Source organism: Brevundimonas sp. FV1ye7S (assembly GCF_058680995.1).
The window spans coordinates 211,161-233,889 of the sequence record NZ_CM178726.1; the positions used below are offsets into that span (position 1 = coordinate 211,161).

The window sequence follows — 22,729 nt, forward strand, 5'->3', positions numbered from 1 at the left end:
TTGTGATTTTGGATAACGATGGCGTCAGAGGCGCTTACGCCGAGGGTTCCAAACGACTAGCTGACGGCCGATCAGCCGTGAGGAGGACGTCATGTTCGATCGCCCGCCGCCGTCGAAGCCTGTCGCCCAGGCCGCCGACGCGACTCCGGACGGCGCCGACAGCGTGGAACGGCTGTGCCGCCTGTATGACGCGCGTCTCACCGCGGCGGGCGGCCGTCTGTCGCCGGACGATGCGCGCGACCTGAAGACCATGGCGGGCCTCTATGGCCTGGATAGCGACCGGCCGGCGGTCGAGGTCTGGCGCGATCTGCGCCGGGTCATCGTGGCCCAGACATCCGGTTCCGCTGAAGGGGCCGCGCCCCGGCCGGCCGAGATCGCCGTCGTGGGGGGCGATCTGGAGCCCCTGACCCTTCTGGTGGTCGAGGATGACGCCGAGGTGGCCGCCGACCTGACCGAACTGTTGACCGAGGCCGGGCACAGGGTGGTGGGCCCGTTCCACAGCGCGGCGGCGGCCGAGGCTGCGGCGGCCCTGCACGCCATCGACGGCGCCCTGCTGGACATCAATCTGTCCGGCGCCACGACCGGGGGCGAATTGGCCGAGGTTCTGACGCGGCGCTGGGACATTCGGGTGATCTTCATTTCCGGCGACGCTGAGGCCGCAAGCCGTTACGCCCCCCTCGCCGAGGCCCTGGTGCTGAAACCCTATACCGGTCCGCAAATCCTGGCGGCGGCGGCCCGGCTGGCCCGGCCGGGATGAGGTCGGGCCGGACGGCGAACGGCGTCTTGCGTCCGGCGCGCGGTCGCGCGATCACGGACCATGCTGTCGAACCGGTCCCGCTACGCCCTGCGCGCCATGATCCATCTGGCCGGCCTGCCGGGCGGCGGCCCCGCCACCATCGGCGAGATCGCCGAGGCAGCCACGGCGCCGCGCAAATTCCTAGAAGCCATACTTCTGGATCTGCGTCGTCAAAATCTGCTGGTGTCCAAGCGGGGGCGGACCGGAGGCTACGCCCTGGCGGCGCCGGCCGAGACCATCAGTTTCGCCGATGTGATCCGGGCGCTGGAAGGCCCCCTGGCCCTGGCGCCCTGCGCGTCGCGCACCGCCCACGGGCCTTGCGAGACCTGTCCGGACGTCGAGACCTGCCCGTTGCAGCCGGTCCTGCAGGATGGGCGCGACGCCGTCGCCGCGGTGTTCGAGGCGCGAAGCCTTCTGCAAGCCGCGTCGAATCCTTCTCCTATTGACCCAGTAGGAAAATAACACGCACCGTCGGGCGGATTTTCAGGGGCGGCCATGCAAGATTTCCTCGTCTTTCTCCTCGTCGGTTTCCTGGCCCAGTCCGTCGATGGGGCCCTGGGCATGGCTTACGGCGTCATCTCCTCGACGGTTCTGCTGTCGTTCGGCGTGCCCCCTGCGACAGCTTCGGCCAGCGTCCATGCCGCAGAGGTCTTCACCACGGCGGCGTCGGCCGGATCTCACACGGTCAACAAGAATGTGAACTGGAAACTGTTCGTGCCCCTGGCCATGGGCGGGGTGGTGGGCGGCTGCCTGGGAGCCTTTGTCCTGACCAGCATCGACGGCGACCTGGTCAAGCCCTGGATCACCGCCTACCTGGCGATCATGGGGGGCGTGATCATCTGGCGCGCGACCCGCCAGACTCGCGCGCGGATCTTCCCGGTCAGGTTCGCGGGGCCGCTGGGCGTGGTCGGCGGGTTCTTCGACGCCATCGGCGGCGGCGGCTGGGGGCCGACGGTCACGACGACCCTGGTGGGGTCGGGGGGCGATCCGCGCGCCGCGATCGGCACCACCAATACGGCGGAGTTCTTCGTCACCTCGGCCATTTCGGCGACCTTCCTGGCCGCCCTGCTGACCGGTCACTGGGCGGACGCCAAAGGCGTCGCCACCCACGCCGCCTCCATCCTGGGCCTCATCCTGGGCGGTCTGATCGCCGCGCCCTTCGCCGGGGTGATCGCGCGGATCGCGCCCCGTCGGATCCTGACCTATGGCGTCGGGGCCGTTGTGTTGCTGTCCGCCGGCTATCAGGCCCTGCGGCTGTTCAGAGTGATCTGAGACGAAAGGCGACGGCGGGTCGGGGCCCGCCGTCGCCGTGGTCGTCCTTTGATCCGATCAGCGCGCGCGGGCGCGGAAGCGGGTCAGGAATTCCTTGATGTTTTCGCGGATCGAGGCTTCGTTGGCCATCCGAAGACGTTCCACGCCCATGAAGGCCTGACCCATGGTCGCTGTGCCGGTCGCCGCCACCGTTTCGTCGAAGACGGAACGGTCGGCTCGCATCACGGTATAGCGAACCTGGCTGGTCACAGACATGTCAAAGCCGGCCATCGGCTGTTTCAGGTCGATCAAGGATGCGGAGATCGTCATGGGCTGACCTTCGGTCCCCATATAGCCGGCGGCCGCTAAGGAGCCTTCCAGCGCGGTCTTGAAGTCCGCATTCGAAACCTCGGAGGTCCACATCGGATTGGTGTTCTGGCCGCCGGAAACCGTGACTGTCGTCACCGACCGATAGCCGAGATCGCCGGGCGCCGCCGTGAGGCCCGATGTCGCCGGCAAGGTCATGAGCGCGGGGTTGGACGGGCTGGCGCAGGCCGCGACGCCCATCAGGGCGCCCAGAGCGGCGGCGGCGGCGAGACGACGGATCATTATTCGCCTCCGGCTGCGGCTGCGGCGGGCGGCGTCGCGACGGGGGCCTGGGCTGCGGCCGCTTCTTCGGCCGGGGTGCGCAGGGTCACGATCAGCGGATTGGGCTTCAGATCATTCATGGCGCCGGAGGTGGCGTCGATCGCCCCGCCGATGATGCCGCCGATCAGGATGTTGCCGGCCATGGCCGTGCCGCCCGCGCCGGAGACGCTGCTGGTGATGTCATGGGTCTGGGCGACGTAGCCGTCCTTGGACACGGTGATGCGGAAGGCGTCCTTGCGCGGCATGCGGAAGGTGCAGGGCGTCGCCTGGCATTCGAAGCCGTTCGACGTGCTGACCTGGGCGCCGGGCGGGGTGCTCTGGACGGAGAATTGCTGACTGGAGCCACGCGTCACGGTGGCGCAGGCGGGCAGCGACATCGCCACGCAGGCAAGCATGAGCAAGCGCACGCCGAAACGTGCGGAATTTTTGGAAATCATAAAGCCCCTCAGTGGATTAAGGTTCAGCCTCCCCAGGCGAACCAACGGCAGAGGTTGCACTTCCGACACGATCGGTCAATCACTCAGGCGTGAATTTCATCAAACCTTGTGCAACCTCGGGGGGGGGGAGTCTATTCCGCCGCCTGAAGCTCCGCCGCCCGGGCCGCGTCCAGTTCGGCGGCCTTCTGCTCGACCAGGTCGACGATGTGGTCGATCATGCCGTCGTTGGCCTGTTTGTGGGCGATCTTGCCGTTCAGATAGATCATGCCGGCGCCCTTGCCGCCGCCGGTGAAGCCGATGTCGGTATAGAGGGCCTCGCCCGGGCCGTTCACGACGCAGCCGATGACCGACAGGCTCATCGGCGTCGAGATGTGGGCCAGCTTCTCTTCCAGCAGGGTCACGGTCTCGATGACGTTGAAACCCTGACGCGCGCAGGACGGGCAGGCGATGATGTTGACGCCCCGGTGGCGCAGGCCCAGCGACTTCAGGATGTCGAAGCCGACCTTGATCTCCTCGACCGGATCTGCGGCCAGGGAGACGCGGATGGTGTCGCCGATGCCGGCCCACAGCATCGAGCCCATGCCGATGGCCGATTTGATCGTGCCGGTGCGCAGCGGCCCGGCCTCGGTCACGCCCAGGTGCAGCGGGCAGTCGATGGCCTCGGCCAGCTGCTGATAGGCGGCGACGGTCAGGAAGGGGTCGGACGCCTTCACCGAGATCTTGAACTCGTGGAAGTCGTGGTCCTGAAGGATGCGGGCGTGGTTCAGGGCGCTCTCGACCATGGCGTCGGGGCAGGGCTCGCCGTATTTCTCCAGCAGCTCCTTTTCCAGCGAGCCGGCGTTGACGCCGATCCGCATCGAGCAGCCGTGGTCCTTGGCGGCCTGGATGACGTCGCGGACGCGGTCGGCGCTGCCGATATTGCCCGGATTGATGCGCAGGCAGGCGGCGCCGGCCTGGGCCGCCTCGATGCCGCGCTTGTAGTGGAAATGGATGTCGGCGACCAAGGGGACCTTGGCCTCGCGGGCGATGGTCTTGAAGGCCTCGGTCGATTCCACGTCGGGGCAGGAGACGCGGACGATGTCGGCGCCGGCCTCTTCCAGCTGACGGATCTGGTCAATCGTCGCCGCCGCGTCGGACGTCGGCGTATTGGTCATCGACTGCACGCTGATCGGGGCGTCGCCGCCCACGAGGACGGAGCCCACGCGGATCTGGCGGCTTTTGCGGCGCTCAATATGGCGCCAGGGTCGGACGTGGGTGTGGTCGCTCATCACGGGCTCATATAGGCCGAAGACGGCGTCAGGGCCACGGGGGCGACGATCAGTTTGTCGCCGCGACGGGGGGAGGGGCGGGTTGAGCGGCTTGTTGGGCCGCCCGCACGGCCTGAGCCTGCGCCACGCGGCGGGCCTGGTCCTCCGCCACCTGGCGGGCTGCCTGTTCTGCGCGGCTGTTCAACTGGGCCAGGGGCGTCAGGACAGCCGGCAGGATGCCGCCGTGTTCGCCGTTCAGATAGACGTCAAAGGCCGCCGGATCCGATACATCGATGGTGGCGCTGACGCCCATCGGCGCGCGCCAGGCCTCGCCGGCGGCCATCTGGCGGGCGAACAGGGCCTGACCGTCCCCCAGCCGAACGACCAGGGCGCCGGCCTTCTTGGCCTGGATCACCACCTGGGAGGCGGTGGCGGGGGCGCCATAGACGGCGCCGCGTGGGTTGAAGGCCTTTTGCACGGGGGCGTTGTTGGCCGCCGCCGTCGCCGCCAGCACCGCAGGATCATTGGGATCGATCCCGGTCAGCTCGGCCTCCAGGCCGGGCGTGATGTAGAGGGCCGGCGTGGTCTGGTCCAGCGGTGCGGCGCGGGGCGCGCTGAGGTCGATCAGACCGTTCTGACCGGGCACGTCCCCCAGGGTCCAGCTCTCGGGCACGGCGGCGATGTCGGAGGCGCGCGGCGCCTTCATCAGATTGATGCGCTGGAAGACATTCCATCCGACGATGGCCAGGGCGGCCACGGCGACGACCGCGATGATCCGCGGCGAATAGCGTTTCACATCCTCAAAGGCGATGCCGATGGGCGCCTTCAACGGAGCCGAGGTGTCGGGGCTGTCGCGCTTGAACCGTTCGACGGCCAATTGCTCGTCGAGGCCCAGGGCGGCTGCATAGCCACGCACATAGCCGATGGCGAAAACCCGAGAGGGCAGGGAGGACCAGTCGTTCTGCTCCAGAGCGGTCAGGAACCGCGAATGGACCTTGGTTTCGGCGGACAGATCCGCCAGGGACTTGCCGGACGACTCGCGCGCCCGGCGCAGGCCGTCGCCCAGAGTCACGGACTCTGCGATGGAGGGCGCAATGTCCTTCCAATCAGGATGAGCCTTGAACTCGTCGGGGGCTTGCCCCGCATCCAGCGCCATGACGCCTGACCCCACACTCGGAACGGCTTGAAGCCGCTCCGTACTCGAAACGGACCCGTCCGGTAGCATGTCTTCGTGACTGGACTCGCCTCCCCCCGGAGGCAGTCCTGATGCGTCCTGTGGATAAACCATAATGCCCGCCCCATCAACGGCGATTCCCAAAACGGAACGCGCGCGAAGACTCTCAGACGGCGATGTTCAACTTCCGCGCCAGGGATTCGATCTCGTTGCGCACCGAGCCGGTCGAGAGATTCAGCAGATTGTTCAGGCCCCGGCGCGCCGCCGTCAGGTCCGCGGACAGGATCATCCGCTTGACCGGGCCGACGCCGCCGGCCGGGGCCGACAGGCGGGTGAAGCCCAGGGTGATCAGGGCGAAGGCCTCCAGCGGCCGGCCCGCCAGTTCGCCGCAGATCGACACCGGGGTGCCGGTGTCGGCGCAGGCCTTCTGGATGGTCTGCAGGGCGCGCAGGGTGGGCGGCGACAGGGGATCGTAGCGGTCCGAGACCAGGGGATTGGTCCGGTCGGCGGCGTACATGTACTGGAACAGGTCGTTGGTCCCGATCGAGACGAAGTCGGTCAGGGGCAGAAGCGCGTCGAGGTGCCACAGCAGCGACGGGCATTCGACCATGGCCCCGACGCGCAGCAAGGCGGGCAGGGCGCGGCCGCGCCGCTTGGCCCAGGCGCATTCGACGTCGACCAGTTCGCGCGCGGCGCGGAACTCGTCCACCGTGGCGATCATCGGGAACATGACGCGCAGCTCTCGACCCGCCGCCGCCGTCAGCAGGGCCCGAAGTTGCATCCGTAACAAAGACGGCCGGTCCAGGCCCAGGCGTATGGCGCGGCGGCCCAGGGCGGGGTTCTCCTCCCGCTCGGCCTCCAGATAGGGCAGGACCTTGTCGCCGCCGATGTCCAGGGTGCGGAAGGTGACGGGCCGGTCGCCGGCGGCGTCCAGCACCAGCTTGTACAGGGCCGTCTGGGCGTTCAGCCGGGGCAGCTCGTCCGAGACCATGAACTGGAATTCGGTGCGGAACAGGCCGATGCCCTCCGCCCCCGTCTCGTTCAGATTCTCCAGGTCCACCGCCAGGCCGGCGTTGGTCAGCAGGGTGATGCGCTGGCCGTCCAGGGTCACGGCGGGGGTGTCGCGCAACTGGGCGAACTGGGCCTGGCGCTGGTCCCGCACGGCCATACGCGACTGGACCGCCTCGATCATGTCGGGGCGGGGCCGCAGATAGGCCTCGCCGGTCTCGCCGTCGGCGATGACGACGTCGCCTTCCGACAGCCGGTCGCGCAGGCCCATCAGGCGGCCGACGCACGGGATCTGCAGCGCGCGGGCGACGATGGCGGCGTGGCTGGCGGCCGAGCCTTCTTCCAGCAACAGGCCCTTCAGCTTGTCGCGCGGATATTCCAGCAGATCCGCCGGACCCAGGTTGCGGGCGACCAGAATGGCGTCGTCGGGCAGCTCGCGCTCGCCCGGCTTGTCGCCCGCCAGCACCCGCAGCAGCCGGTTGGCCAGGTCCTCGAAATCGTGCAGCCGTTCGCGGATATAGGGGTCGCGCGCCTGGGCGAAGCGGGCGCGGTGCTCGTTCCGGACCCGGTCCACCGCCGCCTCGGCGGTCAGGCCGTTGCGGACCGCCTCTTCCAGCGACCGGTTCCAGCCCCGGTCGTCGGCGAACATCCGATAGGTCTCCAGCACCTCGAACGAGGGTCCGGCCAGGCCCTGGCCCTTGTCCAGCATGGCGTCCAGGCCGGTCTTCAGCGAGGCCAGGGCCAGCTTCAGCCGGGCCTCCTCCATCGCCGGGTCTTCGGACAGCAGTTTCTCGGGCGGCAGGGGGGCTTCGTGCAGGACGACCCGGCCGACCGCCAGACCGTCGCCGAACTTCTGGCCCTTCAGCCGTTCGGGCCGGTGGGGCGCCAGTTCGACGTCGCGCAGTTCGTCCTGTTCCAGCAGTTCGCCGGAGGAGACCGTCTCGGACAGGACCATGGCGATGGTCTGGATGTCCTCGACCTCCTCCTCGTCATAGCGCCGCTCGGTGCGGTTCTGGACGACCAGGACGCCGATGGCCCGGCCGCCGCGCAGCAGGGGGGCGCCGAGGAAGGCGTGATAGGGGTCTTCGCCCGTCTCCGGCCGGTAGGAGAAGGAGGGGTGCGAGGGCGCGTCCGACAGGCTGATCGGCTGGGCCATCCGGGCCACCTCGCCCACCAGGCCTTCGCCGGGGCGCAGGCGGGTGTTGTGGACGGCGTCGGGGTTCAGGCCCTCGGTGGCGAACAGCTCCAGCTCGCCCGAGGCGCGGCGCAGATAGATGGAGCAGACCTCGGCGACCATGGATCGGGCGATGATCCGCACCACCATGTTCAGACGGTCCTGCGCCGGGGTCGCGCCCGCGCCGGCCCCGCCCAGAGCCTCGCGGATCTGGCGCAGGAGGATCCGAGGTCCTCTGGTCATCGCGCCGCCTGCCGGCATCATGGCTCCCGCGCTCCGGCGCCGAGGCGCCTGTTCAAATCATCCTATATCGCGTCCAGCCCGTAAGCCGAATGCAATGCGCGCACGGCCAGTTCGGCGTACGCCGCGTCTATCAGGACGCTGATCTTGATTTCCGAGGTCGAGATGGCCTGGAACTTGACGCCCTTGTCGGCCAGGGCCTTGAACATGGTCTGGGCCACACCGGCGTGGCTGCGCATGCCGACCCCGACGACGGACACCTTGGCGACATCCTCGTCGACCCGGATTTCCTCGATGCCGATCTCGGCCTGGGCGGCCTTCATCAGGTCGGCGGCGCGGACGGCGTCGCGACGGCCGGTCGTGAAGGTCAGGTTGACCGCCCCGGCGGTGCGCGACTGGCTCTGGACGATCATGTCCACATTGACGTTGGCCTCGGCCAGGCGGGTGAAGACGTCGGCGGGGGCGTCCACGCGGTCGGACAGGCCCAGCAGGGTGATGCGGGCCTCGTCACGGCTCATGGTCACACCGGACACGATGCGCTTTTCCAAGATCTCCTCCTCGTCGCAGATCAGGGTTCCGCCCTTGTCGGGCATTTGGCCGGACGCGTCCGGTTCGATGAAGCTGGACAGGACGCGCACCGGCACCTGTTTGGCCATGGCGAGTTCGACCGAGCGGGTCTGGAGCACCTTGGCCCCCAATGAGGCCATTTCCAGCATCTCCTCATAGGAGACCTTGGCCAGGCGCCGGGCGCGGCTCTCGATGCGCGGGTCGGTCGTATAGACGCCGTCCACGTCGGTATAGATGTCGCAGGGACAGCCCAGGGCCGCCGCCACGGCGACCGCCGAGGTGTCGGATCCGCCGCGGCCCAGGGTGGTGATCTTGCCCTCGGGGGTCACGCCCTGGAAGCCGGGGACAATAGCGATCTCGCCCGCGTCGAGGGCGGCGCCCAGTTTCTCGCCGGGGATGTCGATGATGCGGGCGCGGGCGTGGGCGTCGTCGGTGATGATCGGCACCTGCCAGCCCATCCACGACCGGGCGTTCAGCCCCATGTTGCGCAGGGTCAGGGCCAGAAGTCCGGCCGTCACCTGTTCGCCCGAGGCGACCACCACGTCATATTCGTCGTCGCTGAGCGGCAGGCCCGCCGCGGCCGGGCCGGCGCCGTCGGTCCAGGCGACCAGTTCGTTGGTCTTGCCGGCCATGGCGGAGACGACGACGGCGACCTTCTTGCCGGACGCGGCCTCGGCGGCGACGATTCGCGCCGCGCGCCGAATCCGTTCGAGGTCGCCCATCGAGGTGCCGCCGAACTTCATCACCAGTCGCGTGGTGTCGGATCGTGAAGAATCGGGCCGCGTCATCGTGGCGTTTCGCCCCCTGCTTGCGTGAAAGGGCGCGAAGGTTCATCCCTCGCGTCATGACCGCTTCTAGCGACGCCGCACCGTCTCGCCTACCCCGCGAAGGGCATGGTTTTCCGCAAAATTCGTCCGAGGGCGCATTTGGCGCATCGATCGACCCGGCCGACGTCGCCCGCTTCTCGGCCCAGGCGGCCGAGTGGTGGGATGCGCACGGGCCGTTCGCGCCGTTGCACCGGTTCAATCCGGCCCGGCTGGCCCTGATCCGCGAACAGCTGTGCGGCCGGCTGGGCCGCGATCCCAAGGCGCGTCGCCCCTTCGAGGGACTGACCCTGCTGGACGTCGGCTGCGGCGGCGGGCTGATCGCCGAGCCGATGCGGCGGATGGGTTTTTCCGTCACCGCCATCGACGCCTCGTCCGAGAATATCGGCACGGCCCGCGCCCACGCCGGGATGGTCGGGTTGGACATCGCCTATCGCGCCGCCACGGTCGAACAGATCGAGGCCGAGGGGGCGGGGCCGTTCGACGTGGTCCTGACCATGGAGGTGATCGAACATGTCGCCGATCCGGAAGCCTTCGTGCGCGCCTGTTCGCGCCTGGTGCGGCCGGGCGGGGTGATGATGGTCGCCACCCTGAACCGCACGCTGAAGTCGCTGGCCCTGGGCAAGGTGGCGGCGGAATACATCCTGCGCTGGGTGCCGGCCGGGACGCACGACTGGCGCCAGTTCCTGAAGCCCGACGAGATACGGACGATGCTGGCCGCCGAGGCTGTGACGGTCGAGGGGCCGTATGGCCTGAACTACGACCCGCTGGCCGACCGCTGGAGCCAGAGCGACGACGCGGGCATCAACTATATGATGGTGGCGACGCGGGCGGCCTAGCGGATCTCCCTCCCCCTGCGGGGGAGGGGCGTCGCGCAGCGACGGGGTGGGGGCGGCCAGGCGGGGGCGCACCTATCCGGCCGAGCCAGGTTTGCGATGTGTCGCCCTGCCGCCCCCACCCGGCTTCGGCTACGCCTCCGCCCCCCCTCCCCCGCAGGGGGAGGGAGAATGTCAGAGTCACACCGCCTTGGCGCGGCTGCGGGTCCAGGCGTAGAGGCCGAACACCGCGACGGCGAAGCCGATGATCCCCGCCAGCATGGCCGGCCAGGTCGAACCCTCGGGCAGCATGGCGAACGGCGCGTCGTCGCGCGTGGCCACGATCACCCCGGCGGTGAAGACGCCGAACAGGCTCTCGCCGACGATCAGGCCCGAGGCCAGCAGCACGCCCATGCGGCGCGCCACGTCGGCGTAACGGGTGCTGGACACGGCCTTGTCGTAGATCCAGCCGCAGACGGCGCCGATGACCAGCATGGTCGTGACGGCGGCGGGCAGATAGAAGCCGATGCCGACGGCGAGTGGCGGCAGCTTGACCTTGCCGTTCGTGGCCTTGGACACGACGGCGTCCAGCACGATGATGATCACGCCGATCACCGCGCCCAGGCCGATCAGGTCCCAACGCAGGTCGCCGCCGATGACGCCGCGCGCCAGGGCCGAGATCAGGGTGGCCTGGGGCGCCGCCAGGGTCTTGGCGCCCTCGACGATGGCGGGCGGCCCGCCCTCGAAGCCGAAGGCCTGGTTCAGCAGGTTCAGGATCAGGGGAATGACGATGGCGCCGGCGCCGACGCCGACGATCAGGGCGACCTGCTGGCGCCAGGGCGTGGCCTCGACCAGTTGGCCGGTCTTCAGGTCCTGAAGATTGTCATTGGCGATGACCGCGACGGCGAAGACCACGGCGGTGACGATCAGGGCGAAGGCGATGATCGACGGATCGGCCGGCACGCCCGCGATGGCCATGACGCCCAGCATCAGCAGCGAGGCGATCACGACCGCCAGGATGCCGACGCCCGAGACCGGGCTGTTCGACGAGCCGATCAGGCCGGCCATATAGCCGCAGATGGCGGCGACGGCGAAACCGATCAGGACGACATAGACCAGGCCGCCGATGACCAGCAGCGGGGTCGATCCCGCCAGGGCCGGGGCGCTCTGGGCGAACCAGGCCAGCAGGCCGGCGATGCCGACCAGGCAGGCGACCGAAATCGCGCCGACCAGCTTGATGGGCAGGTCCTGTTCGGTCCGTTCCAGCACCTCGCCGTGGGCGCGCTTGGCGTTGGCGGCCAGGGCGGAGGTCAGGCCGCCGATCAGCGGTCCGGCCAGTTTGACCAGGGTCCAGATGGCGGCGACGCCGATGACGCCGGCGCCCATGAAGCGGACCTCACGGCTCCAGACGGTCGCCGCCAACTCCTCGGCCGGCGCGCCGACGGGCAGGGTGGAGGCGATGGACGGGATCCCGTGCGCCGTCAGCCAGGCCACGGTGTCGGGGCTGGTCAGGATCGGCACGGCGATGGCCCAGGCCAGGATCAGGCCGAACAGTTGGGCCAGACCCACGGTCAGGCCGATCAGGTGGCCGGCGCCCAGAAGCGCGAACTGCATGCCGAAACCCATGCCGGTGGCGCCGCCGCCCAGGGCGGCCGGCAGCTTGAAGAATTTCGCCGCCTCGCCGGCGAAGACGCGACCCGCGACCAGCAGGGCGTAGCCGGCCGAGACGACAGCGCCGGCGACGACGATCCACAGACCGGACTTGTTCTCGCGCACCGCGCTCTCGGTCTGTTCGGCGCCGCGCGAGCCGACCTTCAGCACCTCGGCGGCGGCGACGCCCTCGGGGTAGGGCAGGCCGCCGTTGGTCACCAGGGCGCGGCGCAGCGGGATGGAGAAGGTCACCCCCAGCACGCCGCCCAGGATGCAGATGGCCACCGACTGCCAGAAGGGAAACTCCAGCCACCAGCCGATCATCACCAGGCCGGGCAGGACGAAGATGATCGAACTCATGGCTCCGCCGACCGAGGCCACGGTCTGGACGGTCATGTTCTCCCAGATGGTCGAGGTGCGGAAGGCGCGCAGCACCGCCATCGAGATCACCGCCGCCGGAATGGCCGAGGCGAAGGTCAGGCCCACCAGCAGGCCCAGATAGGTGTTGGCGGCGGTGAAGATCACCGCCAGCAGGCAGCCCAGCACAAGGGCGCGAAGGGTCAGTTCAAGCCGGCCCTTTTGGGCAGGGCTTTGGGGCGCAGCGGCGGCGTCAGTCATCGAGATCGGTTCCCACGTTCGACGCGGACGTAAGCCCATAACGTCGCCTGCGGCAACCGGTCACGCCCAGACAACGCTCAGGCGGGGAGGGGCTGAAGCCCGCGGAACCGCCGCCGCGCCCGACGAACCAGGCCGGGCGAGGCCACCGTCACCCGATAGACCCCCGTCATGACCAGGGCGGTCAGGGCCCAGGACAGCAGGATGTCCGACAGGAAATGCCCCCCGAAGGCCAGCCGGTTCATCGACAGGGCGAAGGCGTAGACGACGGCGAGGGGCAGGACGACCGGCCGCCATTTCGCCGGCGTCACTACCAGCAGGACCCCGACCATCCAGGCCGCGCTGGAGCCCTCGCCCGAGACGAAGGAGCAGTTGGACTGGCAGGCGTCGCTGACCATCCAGACGGGGGTGAAGGCCGCGTCGCCGCCGAACTGGTCGATCTGAACCGGACGGGCGCGGCCCCACAGCCCCTTCAGCACCAGATTGACGATCAGGCCCGGCCCGACCGCGAGGGCGGCCAGGACGAAGACCGCGCGGCGCGCGGCGGCGCCGAGAGGCCGGCGACGCAGGGCGCGCCACGCCAGTCGGCCGATCACGCCCAGAAGCATAAGGGCCAGAACGAGGGAGGAGCTTTTGCGCAGCGCCTTCAGCAGGGGATTGTCGGCCAGGAAGAAGCCGGCTTCGGGCCGGTAGAACAGACGGCTGACCGCAATATCGACGCCGGGAAAGGCCAGGAAATAGACGCTGACCGCCAAAACGGCCGCCGCCGCCAGGATCGCGGCGTCGTCGCGCGTCAGACCGACCGAACGAATCAGGTTCGAGACGCGGACGCCGGGCCGGCGGATGATGATCGATTGAGACACGTTCCCCCCGGAGTGCGCCTAAAATGGATGACAGACCAGGGTGTCGGCTGAACGTCGGTTCGAACAAGGTTTTCTGAAGATCGCAGCGGGGGCGGACGATCCGCTTGGCCCGCCCGTGTCGAGGCGCTAGGACCGGTCCATGCCAGAACTCCCCGAGGTCGAAACCGTCCGACGCGGCCTGACGCCGGTGCTGGCGGGCGCGTGCCTGTCGCGGGTGCGGATCAACCGGCCCGATCTGCGGTTTCCGTTCCCGGAACGGTTCGTCGAGCGGCTGGAGGGGGCGACGGTCCAACGGATCGACCGACGGGCCAAATATCTGTTGATGCCTTTGTCTAGCGGCGAGACCTGGATCACCCATCTGGGCATGACCGGCCGGTTCACCCTGGACGGAACCCAGCTGGGCGAGTTCGAGGAGGCGGCGCCCATCGCCGGCAAGCACGAGCATTTCAGCGGCTGCGCCGTCCGTGACGGCGCCTCGACCCGGATCGGCTACGCCGACGCCCGCCGGTTCGGCTTCATGGGCCTGATCCCTACCGACCAGGTCGAGGTCCACCCGTGGTTCGCCGGCCTGGGCCCCGAACCCCTGGGCAATGGTTTTTCCGGCGCGCATCTGGTCGAGGCCTTCGCAGGCAAGACACAGAACATCAAGGTCTCCCTGCTGGACCAGCGGATCGTCGCCGGCCTGGGCAACATCTATGTCTGCGAGGCGCTTTACCGCGCCCGCATCTCGCCCCTGGTCGCGGCCGGATCTGTGTCGAAGGCGCGGCTGGAGCGGCTGGCCGCCGTCGTCCGCGACGTGCTGAACGACGCCATCGCCGCCGGCGGATCGACCCTGAAGGATTTCGCCAACGCCGAGGGCGGCCAGGGCTATTTCCAGCACCGGTTCGACGTCTATGGCCGCGAGGGTCAAGCCTGTCAGGGCGAAGGCTGCTCCGGCGTCGTGGCGCGCATCGTCCAGGGTGGTCGCTCGACCTTCTACTGCCCGTCCTGCCAGAAGACGTAATCCCGAGGAGGTCCGCCCCATGCGCAAAATCCATCTGTGGATCAGTCTGGTGGTCGGCGTCCTGGTCTGGGGCGCCTATTTCCTTCATTTCGCTCAAGGTCTGCGCTCCGGCGATCTCGGGGGACTGATCTGGTGGTTTCTCGCCGCCCTGATCGTCGCCGTCGTCGCAGAAGGGGCCGCCACCGGGCTGATCGCCCGTCTGCTTCGACGGCGCACCCGTGCGCTGGACGACGGGCCGACGCTTCAGGCGGCGCTGAAGGCGGGGCATGTCGCCCTGATGCTGCTGGTCGGCTTGATCCTGCTCTCGGCCCTGGTCCTGGCGCTTTCATCCGTCTTCGGCTGGACGCTGGATCTGTCGGGCGCGCGCGGCCAGGTGATCGCCGCCAATCTGCTGCTCGGCATGGCGGTCGTCGCCGAACTGGTGCGCGCCGGCCTGACGCTGGCCTTGGCGCCGCGCCGGTAGCAAGCCCGCCTTCCTCCCTGTATGACCGCGCTCAAAGGAGACCGCCCATGGCCGACGCCTATTCCACCCTGCTGATCGAACGCTGCGCCGACGGCTACGCCGTCGTGACCCTGAACCGGCCGGAGGCGCTGAACGCTCTGAACTCGACCCTGTTCGGCGAGCTGGCGGCCTTCCTCGATGCGGTCGAGACCGACGACAGCGTGCGCTGCCTGATCCTGACCGGCTCGGCCAAGGCCTTTGCCGCCGGCGCCGACATCAAGGAGATGGCGGACCAGTCCTACGCCGACATGTTCAAGGGCAATTTCTTCGCCCTGGGCCATGACCGGATCATGCGCTTCCGCAAGCCGATCATCGCGGCCGTGTCGGGCTACGCCCTGGGCGGCGGCTGCGAACTGGCGATGTTGTGCGATTTCATCATCGCGTCCGAGACGGCGAAGTTCGGCCAGCCCGAGATCAATCTGGGCGTGGCGCCCGGCATCGGCGGCTCGCAGCGCCTGACCCGTCTGGTCGGCAAGTCCAAGGCCATGGACATGATCCTGACCGCCCGGATGATGGACGCCGCCGAGGCCGAGCGCGCCGGCCTGGTCAGCCGCGTCGTCGCTCCCGACGCCCTGCTGGACGAGGCCCGCGCCGCCGCCGCCAAGATCGCGGCCCAGAGCCCGCTGGCGGTGATGATGAACAAGGAACTGGTCAACGTCGCCCTTGAGACGACCCTGACCGAGGGCGTGCGGTTCGAGCGCCGCCTGTTCCACTCTCTCTTCGCCTTCGAGGACCAGAAGGAGGGCATGTCCGCCTTCGTTGACAAACGCAAGCCGGACTTCAAGGGGCGATGACTCACGGTCGCGGCCGTCAACCGATCGCCGTGATCGTGCGTTAGGTGCGGGTCATGCGCCGTCTTCTTGCTCCGCTTTTCGCGATCCTGTTCGTCGTCCTTCCCGGCGTCGCCGCCGCCCGGACAACAGTATCGGCGTCTCTCGCCCCCGCCTTCCGCTCCGACCGGATCATCGTCGAGACGCGGGGCGCGGGGCCGGATATCGTCTTCATTCCTGGCCTGGGGTCCACCGGGGCCGCCTGGCGGTCGACGGCGGACAAGCTGGAGGGGCGGTATCGGGTCCATCTGATCACCATCCGGGGCTTCGGCCAGACGGACATCGGCGCCAACGCCGGCGGCGCCCTGGCCGCGCCCGCCGCCCTGGAGATCGAACGCTACATCCGCGAACAGCGGCTTTCGCGCCCTGCCTTGATCGGCCATTCGCTGGGCGGCCAGATCGCGCTGCGGGTCGCGGCGGACATGCGGGACCGGATCGGCCGGGTGATGGTGGTCGATTCCGCCCCCTTCTTTCCGGCCCTGGTCGATTCCCGCGTCACCGCCCGCGAGGTCGAGCCCCTGGCGCGGCTGGGTTATCAGGCCCTGATGCTGTTCGGGGACCAGGCGCTGAAGGGCCAGGTTTCGGCCCTGGGCGGCGACCTCGGCCTGGCGGGCGACATGGTGTTCGACGGCCTGGGCCTGCAGGGCGGCGACCGGCGGGTGCTGGCCCAGGGCCTGTACGAAGCCCTGACGGTCGATCTGCGCCAACGGCTGCGCGACGTCACCGCTCCGGTCACGGTGGTCTATGGCTGGACTCGGGACACGAACAACCCGCGCAACCGGCTGGAGGGCCTGTACCGCTACGGCTTCTCCACCCTGCGCCGGCCCGCACAATTCGTCCGCATCGAGGGCGCCGACCACCAGGTCATGATCGACCAGCCCGCACGCTTTCAGGCGGCGGTGGAACGGTTCATGGGATAGGTGCAGACCTTCCCCCGCTTGCGGGGGAAGTGGCAGGTCGTGGCGCGAAGCGACACGCCTGACGATGGGGGAAGTCTCCCTTTGAGCGACACTCCCCTCTCCGACCCTGGTTCGCTGCGCGAACGCCGGGCCACCTCTCCCGCAAGCGGGAGAGGGTCTTAGCGGCTGCGGGCCTCGCGATGGATATGGTCGGTGACGGCGGTCAGGTCGTTAAGGACGTCGCGGGCCGGAATCCGCAGGGTGCGTATGCCCTGATCCAGCAAGAAGGCGTCGCGCCGGGCGTCTTGAGCGCCTCGCCCTTCATGACTTTCTCCGTCGATCTCGACCGCCAGTCGCGCGCCGGCGCAATAAAAGTCGAGCACATAGGGGGCGATCGGATGCTGGCGGCGGAACTTCAGCCCGCCCAATTTCTCGCCCCGCAGCGCCTGCCATAGCTGGACCTCGGGCAAACTCATCTCTCGGCGCAAATCGCGCGCCCGGTCGATGATGTCCGAGGGACGACCGTCTTCGGGCTCCAAGCCTTTCGCCAGCGTCTCCAGCACCCCCTTGCCGTAGCGGTCCAGCTTCGACTGGCCGACGCCGGGCAGGGCGGCGAGGGCGGCGAGGTCGCCGGGCTCGGCGTGGGCGATTTCCAGCAGGGTCTTGTCCTGGAAGATGACATAGGGCGGGACGTGCTGTTCCGAGGCGCGGTCGCGGCGCCAGGCCCGCAAGGCCTCGAACCGGGCGCGGACGTCGGCCTCCATGGTCTCGAGCGCGGCGTTGCGGCCCTCGCCGGCGCGGTCGCGGCGATTGCGCGGATTGCCCGAGCGCGTGCCGGCGTCGAAGCCGGCGGGCGCGCGACGCACCTCGATCTTGCGTTCGGCCTTGTAGACGGCGCGCACCGCCTCGCCGTCGCCCAGGCCGACCAGGGGCTTGCCGTCGTTCGGATCCTCGACCAGCAGGCCCTCGAACAGCAGGTGATCGACGATGTCGCGCCAGCCGTTGGGCGAGATGTCGGCGCCTATGCCCCAGGTGGACAGCTGCTGCTCCCACGGCTGGACCGCCTTGGTCCGGCCGGTCAGGTGGTCGACGATCCGGCCCCGGCCGAACCGGCCGCCCAGACGCTGGACCGCCGCCAGGGCCTTTTGCGCCGGGACGGTCGCGTCATAGAGAAGCGGCGGGTCGCCGCAGATGTCGCAGACGCCGCACGGGTCCGCGTCGGTCTCCCCGAAATAGCGGCGCACGGCCTGGGCGCGGCAGACGGCGCCGTCCAGCATGGCGAAGAGCTGACGGGCCTTGCGCACCTGAACCTGTTTGACCTCCTCGGCCATCGGGCGGCTGTCCAGCCGGCGCAGGGTCCAGGCGATGTCGGACGGGCCGTACAGGGTGATGCCCTCGGCCGGTTCGCCGTCGCGGCCGCCCCGGCCGATCTCCTGCCAGTAGGCCTCGAGACTGCCCGGCGGATCGGCGTGGATGACGAAGCGGACGTCGGCCTTGTCCACCCCCATGCCGAAGGCGATGGTGGCCACCATGACGGCGCCGTCCTCGGCCAGGAACCGTTCCAGACGGCGATCGCGCTCCTTGGTGTCCATGCCCGCGTGATAGGCGATGGCGTTGGTTCCGGCGTCGCGCAGCGCCTGGGCCACGCGGTCGCAGCCGTCGCGGCTGCCGCAATAGACCACGCCCGACTTGCCCCGGCGTTCGCGCACCAGTTCGATGACGCGGGCGTCGGTCTTGGCGCGCGAGGCGCTCTCCTTGCGCTCGGCCGACAGCTGCAGGTTGGGGCGGGCGAAGCTGTCGACGAAGACCTTGGCCTGTTCCAGCCGCAGCGAGCGCAGGATGTCGTCGCGGGTGCGGGCGTCTGCGGTGGCGGTGACGGCTATGCGGGGCACGTTCGGGAACCGCTCGGCCAGCAGACCCAGGTTGCGATAATCGGGCCGGAAATCGTGCCCCCATTGCGAGACGCAGTGGGCTTCGTCGATGGCGATCAGGCTCAGTGGCAGTTCGGCCAGTCGATCCATCATGGCCCCGGCCGCCAGGCCTTCCGGCGAGACATACAGCAGGTCCAGATCGCCGGACCGGGCCGCGGCCCAGATCGCCGACCGCTCGTCCAGCGAGACGCCGGAATCCAGGCGGGCGGCGGCGACGCCCTGTTGCTTCAGGGCCTCGACCTGGTCGGTCATCAGGGCGATCAGGGGCGAGACCACGAGGCCCAGGCCGGGGCGGAGGATGGCCGGGATCTGATAGCAGACGCTCTTGCCGCCGCCGGTCGGCAGCACGGCCAGGGCGTCGCGCCCGGCCAGGATCTCGGCCACCACCTGGCTTTGCAGCCCCCGGAAGTCGCCATGGCCCCAGACGCGCGACAGCAGGGACCGGGCGTCGTCCAGCGTCGGGTCCTGGGCGGGGCGGAACTGGGTTTGCGTGGCGGGCATCCGAAGGTTGTGCACTATTTGTTCCGCCGTGCGAAGATCGCCCGGCCGTTTTCACGGCCGGGCGTCAGTCAGGCCGGCGAAGGGGGCGTCAGTGGGCGGGCGAGACGGCGAACTGGCCGCCGTCGCGATAGCGCCACAGATAGGAGGGGGCGATGGAGCCCATGCTGGTCGGATGAACCATGCCCAGGTCGGTCAGGCCGGCGGCGTCCGGCGAGACGATGTTGTCGGACTGAAGCATGACGACCTGATCGCGGGTCAGGGGCGGGGTCAGGCCCAGAAGGGCGACGGTCTGGAACACCGAACCCATCAGACGGGCGACGGGGAAGGGGATGGGCAGAAGCGGCCGATTGCGGCCGGTCTCGCGGCACACCAGCTCCAGCACTTCGCGGAAACTGTAGACGTCCGGTCCGCCCAGTTCGAAGGTGCGGCCGGCCGCGTCGCCGCGGATCACGGCGCGGGCGACGGCCTCGGCCACGTCGCCGACATAGACCGGCTGGAACTGCGTCTTGCCGCCGCCGATCAGCGGCAGGGCGGGGGCCATGGTCGCCATGGCGGCGAACCGGTTCAGGAAGCCGTCGCTGGCGCCGAACACCAGGGACGGGCGCAGGATGACGGCGTCCGGATAGACGGCGCGGATCTCGTTTTCGGCCTCGCCCTTGGTGCGGGCGTAGGCGGAGCGGCTGTTGGCGTCGGCGCCGATGGCCGAGATTTGGACGACGCGCTCCACCCCGGCGGCCTTGGCGGCCTGGGCGATGTTCCTGGCGGCCTCGACATGGGCGCTCTTGAAGCCGCGCTTGCCGCCGCCGTCGTGCAGGACGCCGACCAGATTGACCACGGCGTGCGAGCCGCGCACCGCCGCCGCCACGTCCTCGGCATTGGTCACGTCGCAGCGCATGAACTGGATCTGGCCCGGATCGCCCAGGGGCTGGACCTCGATGGCCAGAACCGGGTTGCGCACCGCCACGCGGATGCGCCAGCCGCGACGGGCCAGGGCGCGCACCGCCTGCGATCCGATGAAGCCGGATCCTCCGAAGAGGGTCACGACGCCGGGGGCGAGGTCAGCCATGGGGAAAGCTCCAGTCGAAATCCGTGTCGGCGGGATAAACGATAGGGCGCCGCACCGCAACGCGGCGTTGGACTGTCAAGCTGGCGATCGTGGCCGCCGCCCCTATCTGCGACCTATGAAAGTCTTCACAATCGGCTACGAGGGCGCGACCCAGGCCCAGGTGATCGACCGGCTGAAGGCGGCCGGGGTCGATCTGCTGGTCGATGTCCGCGCCGTCGCCGCCTCGCGCCGCGCCGGGTTTTCCAAGACGATTCTGGGCGAGAGCCTGAAGGCCGAGGGGATCGACTATCTCCACCTGCGCGGTCTCGGCACGCCCAAGGCGGGGCGGGATGCGGCCCGCAAGGGTCATATCGCCGAAATGCGCGCCATCTTCGCCGACCATCTGGCCGAGCCCCAGGCCCAGATGGAATATGAGCGGCTGAAGGCGCTGGCGGGCGAGAAGCGCGTGGCCCTGCTGTGTTTCGAGGCAGACCACGCCGGCTGCCACCGCGCCGTCCTGGCGGAGCGACTGTCGGATGAGGCGGGCGCGAGCGTGGTCAACCTTTAGGGACGGGGGGCGAGGCCCACCTTCCCCCGCTTGCGGGGGAAGTGTCAGGTCGTGGCGCGAAGCGACACGCCTGACGATGGGGGGAGTATTTCTTCTGAAATAAGACTCCCCTCTCCGACCCTGGTTCGCGTTCGCGAACGCCGGGCCACCTCTCCCGCAAGCGGGAGAGGGTCTATTGCGTTAAGGCCGGCCGACCAGTTGGTCGACCGAACCGCTGGTCACGGGATGGTACAGCGGCCGGGCCTCGGCGTAGATGCGGCGAGCGATGGGGCGGCCCCAGTCGCCTTCGTTCCACAGGGTCTGGAACAGGGGCATGACGAACTTGCGCCGGCCCTGGCTGGTCAGGAACCGCTCCGCCGTCGCGACCGACGGCTGGTAGCGGTGGGCCAGGGCGATCTGCAGCCAGGCGAAGGTCAGTTCGCTGTTGCCTTCGTTCGCCAGGTTCAGGGTGCGCTCCAGATCCGCCAGCTGGGCGGCGGTCAGCCAGTCGGCGTTGGCGGCCAGGCCTTCGGGACGCCAGCCCAGGAAACGCTGCCGCTGCTGGGTGTTCCACTCCGCCCACGGAATGGCCGAGGCCGGTCCCTTGTCCTTGAAGAAGGCGACGGCGGCCGCATCGACCGGGGTGAAGGCGTTCGACACCGGGGCCACGGCGTTGGACGGCAAGCCGGGCTGATAGACCCAGGCGTCCAGCTGCAGTTCGGATTCCAGAGCCGCGTCGCCTTTCACCAGATGGGTGCGGATGTCCTGCAGAAACATGGCCGTGGTCATCGGCCGATAGGCGTTGCGGTCGAAATAGCCGCGCAGCCAGGCGTCGAACCGATCGCGGCCCGCGATCCGCTCGATGGTGCGCAGGAAGGCCGATCCCTTGTCATAGGCGATGGTGTTCATGCCGTCGTCGGGATCGCGGCCGGTCAGGTCCAGGTGCAGGCGCGTGTCGGCGGCGGGCAGGGACTTCAGCTCGTCCTGCAGCCCGTCCCAGCTCAGCACCTGTTCCTGCACCGCCCGGTCATGGCCGTAGATCGACTCCATGATCCGGTTCTCGAAATAGGTGGTGAAGCCCTCGTTCAGCCAGAAGTCGTTCCAGGTGGCGTTGGTGACCAGATTGCCCGACCAGGAGTGCGCCAGCTCGTGGGCCACCAGCGAGACCAGCGACTGGTCGCCGGCGATGATGGTCGGGGTGGCGAAGGTCAGTTTGGGGTTTTCCATCCCGCCGAAGGGGAAGGACGGCGGCAGGACCAGCAGGTCGTAGCGGCCCCACCGATAGGGGCCGTAGAGCTTCTCGGCCGCGTCCACCATTTCGGCGGTCGGCTCCAGCTCGGCGGCGGCGGCGCGCAGACGGCTGGGCTCGGTCCAGACGCCGGTCCGCTCGTCGAACGGCGCGAAGGCGATGTCGCCGACGCCGATGGCGATCAGATAGGGCGGGATCGGATTGTCCATCCGGAAGCGCCAGGTCTTCATGCCATTCGCCGCCGCTTCGCCCTGGGGCGTCAGCTGGTCGGCGCTCATGACCACGGTCAGGTCGGCCGGGGCGGTGATGCGGGCCGAATAGGTCTGGCGGATGCCGGGGCTGTCCTGGGTCGGAACCCAGGTGCGGGTCAGGATGGCCTGGCCCTGGCTGAACAGATAGGGCTTCTGGCCGCCGGCCGTCTGGCTGGGCGACAGCCATTGCAGGGCCGCCGCGTCGGGACGGGTCGAATAGCGGACGGTGATCTTGCGCCGTTCATTGGGCGCGAAGGCCGGAAAATAGACGGTCAGGGGCTGGCCCTTGATGGCGTCATTGTCGCCGACGACATAGCGCAGCGGCTGGCCCGAGGCGTCGCGCACGTCCTGGATGTCCAGGTTGCGGATGTCCAGGATCACCTCGTTGGCGCCGGGGGCGGCCAGGATGTCCAGGGTCGCCGTCCCCGACAGGGTCTTGGCGTTGAAGTCGGCGGTCAGGTCCAGAGCGACGTCGACGACGCGGGCGATCTCGGGCCGGGCGTAGGTGTGGCTGTCGACCGCGTCGGGGCCGGGCGCGGGGGCGATGGCGGGCGGCGTCATCGACGCGGTTCCTCCGGTCGGGGTGGAACAGGCGCCGAGGCCGAGAACCGAAGCAAGGGCGAGGGCGGAGACGAGACCGAAGGCTTTGCGCTTCATCGAGG

At 69.2% G+C, this 22,729-nt stretch carries 20 protein-coding genes and 1 pseudogene; 9 read left to right on the plus strand and 12 right to left on the minus strand.

Annotated elements, in window-relative coordinates:
• The first annotated feature begins 91 nt into the window (after window positions 1-91).
• Genes ACW18C_RS00955 through ACW18C_RS00965 form a run of 3 tightly spaced genes read left to right on the plus strand, consistent with a single transcriptional unit; the run spans window position 92 to window position 2,068 of the window.
• Window positions 92-757: a response regulator gene (locus ACW18C_RS00955; protein WP_492072276.1), complete on the plus strand. Its 666-nt coding sequence runs from the start codon at window positions 92-94 to the stop codon at window positions 755-757.
• A gap of 60 nt (window positions 758-817) precedes the next feature.
• Window positions 818-1,258, plus strand: a complete 441-nt coding sequence (locus tag ACW18C_RS00960) for an RrF2 family transcriptional regulator (protein ID WP_008264352.1) — start codon at window positions 818-820, stop codon at window positions 1,256-1,258.
• A 33-nt stretch (window positions 1,259-1,291) separates the two neighbouring features.
• Window positions 1,292-2,068, plus strand: a complete 777-nt coding sequence (locus ACW18C_RS00965) for a sulfite exporter TauE/SafE family protein (RefSeq protein ID WP_154726056.1) — start codon at window positions 1,292-1,294, stop codon at window positions 2,066-2,068.
• Between the two features lie 57 nt (window positions 2,069-2,125).
• Here the strand turns inward: ACW18C_RS00965 and ACW18C_RS00970 are convergent, their stop codons facing one another.
• The 6 genes from ACW18C_RS00970 to ACW18C_RS00995 all read right to left on the minus strand — a co-directional run bounded on the left by ACW18C_RS00970 (window position 2,126) and on the right by ACW18C_RS00995 (window position 9,330).
• Window positions 2,126-2,656, minus strand: a complete 531-nt coding sequence (locus ACW18C_RS00970; RefSeq protein WP_492072278.1) for a hypothetical protein — start codon at window positions 2,654-2,656, stop codon at window positions 2,126-2,128.
• Window positions 2,656-3,072, minus strand: coding sequence for a PEGA domain-containing protein (locus ACW18C_RS00975; RefSeq protein WP_154726074.1), 417 nt, complete (start codon window positions 3,070-3,072; stop codon window positions 2,656-2,658). The genes ACW18C_RS00970 and ACW18C_RS00975 overlap by 1 nt, the downstream gene beginning before the upstream one ends.
• A 191-nt stretch (window positions 3,073-3,263) precedes the next feature.
• Window positions 3,264-4,403, minus strand: a complete 1,140-nt coding sequence (gene ispG, locus ACW18C_RS00980; protein WP_492072279.1) for a flavodoxin-dependent (E)-4-hydroxy-3-methylbut-2-enyl-diphosphate synthase — start codon at window positions 4,401-4,403, stop codon at window positions 3,264-3,266.
• A 46-nt stretch (window positions 4,404-4,449) separates the two neighbouring features.
• A complete protein-coding gene (locus ACW18C_RS00985) occupies window positions 4,450-5,535 on the minus strand; it encodes a helix-turn-helix domain-containing protein (RefSeq protein ID WP_492072280.1) in 1,086 nt (361 codons plus the stop codon).
• A 184-nt stretch (window positions 5,536-5,719) separates the two neighbouring features.
• On the minus strand, window positions 5,720-7,978 hold the full coding sequence (gene ptsP, locus ACW18C_RS00990; protein ID WP_369732953.1) for a phosphoenolpyruvate--protein phosphotransferase: 2,259 nt from the start codon (window positions 7,976-7,978) through the stop codon (window positions 5,720-5,722).
• 62 nt (window positions 7,979-8,040) lie between these two features.
• Window positions 8,041-9,330 (minus strand): aspartate kinase, encoded by a 1,290-nt coding sequence (locus ACW18C_RS00995; protein WP_492072281.1) that lies wholly within the window; start codon window positions 9,328-9,330, stop codon window positions 8,041-8,043.
• Between the two features lie 56 nt (window positions 9,331-9,386).
• Here ACW18C_RS00995 and ubiG point away from each other — a divergent pair, with 56 nt between their 5' ends.
• Window positions 9,387-10,205, plus strand: a complete 819-nt coding sequence (gene ubiG, locus ACW18C_RS01000) for a bifunctional 2-polyprenyl-6-hydroxyphenol methylase/3-demethylubiquinol 3-O-methyltransferase UbiG (protein WP_492072282.1) — start codon at window positions 9,387-9,389, stop codon at window positions 10,203-10,205.
• Between the two features lie 177 nt (window positions 10,206-10,382).
• Here ubiG and ACW18C_RS01005 read toward each other — a convergent pair whose 3' ends face one another.
• Window positions 10,383-12,449, minus strand: coding sequence for an OPT family oligopeptide transporter (locus ACW18C_RS01005; protein ID WP_492072284.1), 2,067 nt, complete (start codon window positions 12,447-12,449; stop codon window positions 10,383-10,385).
• Window positions 12,450-12,526: 77 nt separating this feature from the next.
• Window positions 12,527-13,309, minus strand: coding sequence for a phosphatase PAP2 family protein (locus tag ACW18C_RS01010; RefSeq protein WP_492072285.1), 783 nt, complete (start codon window positions 13,307-13,309; stop codon window positions 12,527-12,529).
• A gap of 139 nt (window positions 13,310-13,448) precedes the next feature.
• Here ACW18C_RS01010 and mutM point away from each other — a divergent pair, with 139 nt between their 5' ends.
• Genes mutM through ACW18C_RS01030 form a run of 4 tightly spaced genes read left to right on the plus strand, consistent with a single transcriptional unit; the run spans window position 13,449 to window position 16,564 of the window.
• A complete protein-coding gene (gene mutM / locus ACW18C_RS01015) occupies window positions 13,449-14,312 on the plus strand; it encodes a bifunctional DNA-formamidopyrimidine glycosylase/DNA-(apurinic or apyrimidinic site) lyase (RefSeq protein WP_492072286.1) in 864 nt (287 codons plus the stop codon).
• Window positions 14,313-14,331: 19 nt separating this feature from the next.
• Window positions 14,332-14,775, plus strand: coding sequence for a hypothetical protein (locus tag ACW18C_RS01020; protein WP_492072288.1), 444 nt, complete (start codon window positions 14,332-14,334; stop codon window positions 14,773-14,775).
• Window positions 14,776-14,822: 47 nt separating this feature from the next.
• The gene (locus tag ACW18C_RS01025; RefSeq protein WP_035308791.1) at window positions 14,823-15,608 is read left to right on the plus strand and encodes an enoyl-CoA hydratase; all 786 of its coding nucleotides are present in this window, start codon (window positions 14,823-14,825) and stop codon (window positions 15,606-15,608) included.
• Window positions 15,609-15,661: 53 nt separating this feature from the next.
• A complete protein-coding gene (locus tag ACW18C_RS01030) occupies window positions 15,662-16,564 on the plus strand; it encodes an alpha/beta fold hydrolase (protein ID WP_492072290.1) in 903 nt (300 codons plus the stop codon).
• Between the two features lie 158 nt (window positions 16,565-16,722).
• Here the strand turns inward: ACW18C_RS01030 and ACW18C_RS01035 are convergent, their stop codons facing one another.
• From ACW18C_RS01035 to ACW18C_RS01045, 3 genes and pseudogenes are all read right to left on the minus strand, one after another.
• Window positions 16,723-17,019, minus strand: a complete 297-nt coding sequence (locus ACW18C_RS01035) for an endonuclease domain-containing protein (protein ID WP_426025900.1) — start codon at window positions 17,017-17,019, stop codon at window positions 16,723-16,725.
• Window positions 17,020-17,091: 72 nt separating this feature from the next.
• A pseudogene (recQ, locus tag ACW18C_RS01040) lies at window positions 17,092-18,975 on the minus strand (DNA helicase RecQ); the annotation flags it as partial.
• A gap of 88 nt (window positions 18,976-19,063) precedes the next feature.
• Window positions 19,064-20,041, minus strand: a complete 978-nt coding sequence (locus ACW18C_RS01045; protein WP_492072292.1) for a complex I NDUFA9 subunit family protein — start codon at window positions 20,039-20,041, stop codon at window positions 19,064-19,066.
• Window positions 20,042-20,156: 115 nt separating this feature from the next.
• Here ACW18C_RS01045 and ACW18C_RS01050 point away from each other — a divergent pair, with 115 nt between their 5' ends.
• The gene (locus tag ACW18C_RS01050) at window positions 20,157-20,588 is read left to right on the plus strand and encodes a DUF488 domain-containing protein (RefSeq protein ID WP_492072293.1); all 432 of its coding nucleotides are present in this window, start codon (window positions 20,157-20,159) and stop codon (window positions 20,586-20,588) included.
• Window positions 20,589-20,768: 180 nt separating this feature from the next.
• On the opposite strand, the gene ACW18C_RS01055 is transcribed toward ACW18C_RS01050, so the two are convergent.
• Window positions 20,769-22,724 carry a M1 family metallopeptidase gene (locus ACW18C_RS01055; protein WP_492072295.1) on the minus strand — a complete coding sequence of 652 codons (1,956 nt, stop codon included), beginning with the start codon at window positions 22,722-22,724 and terminating at the stop codon, window positions 20,769-20,771.
• Window positions 22,725-22,729 lie beyond the last annotated feature (5 nt).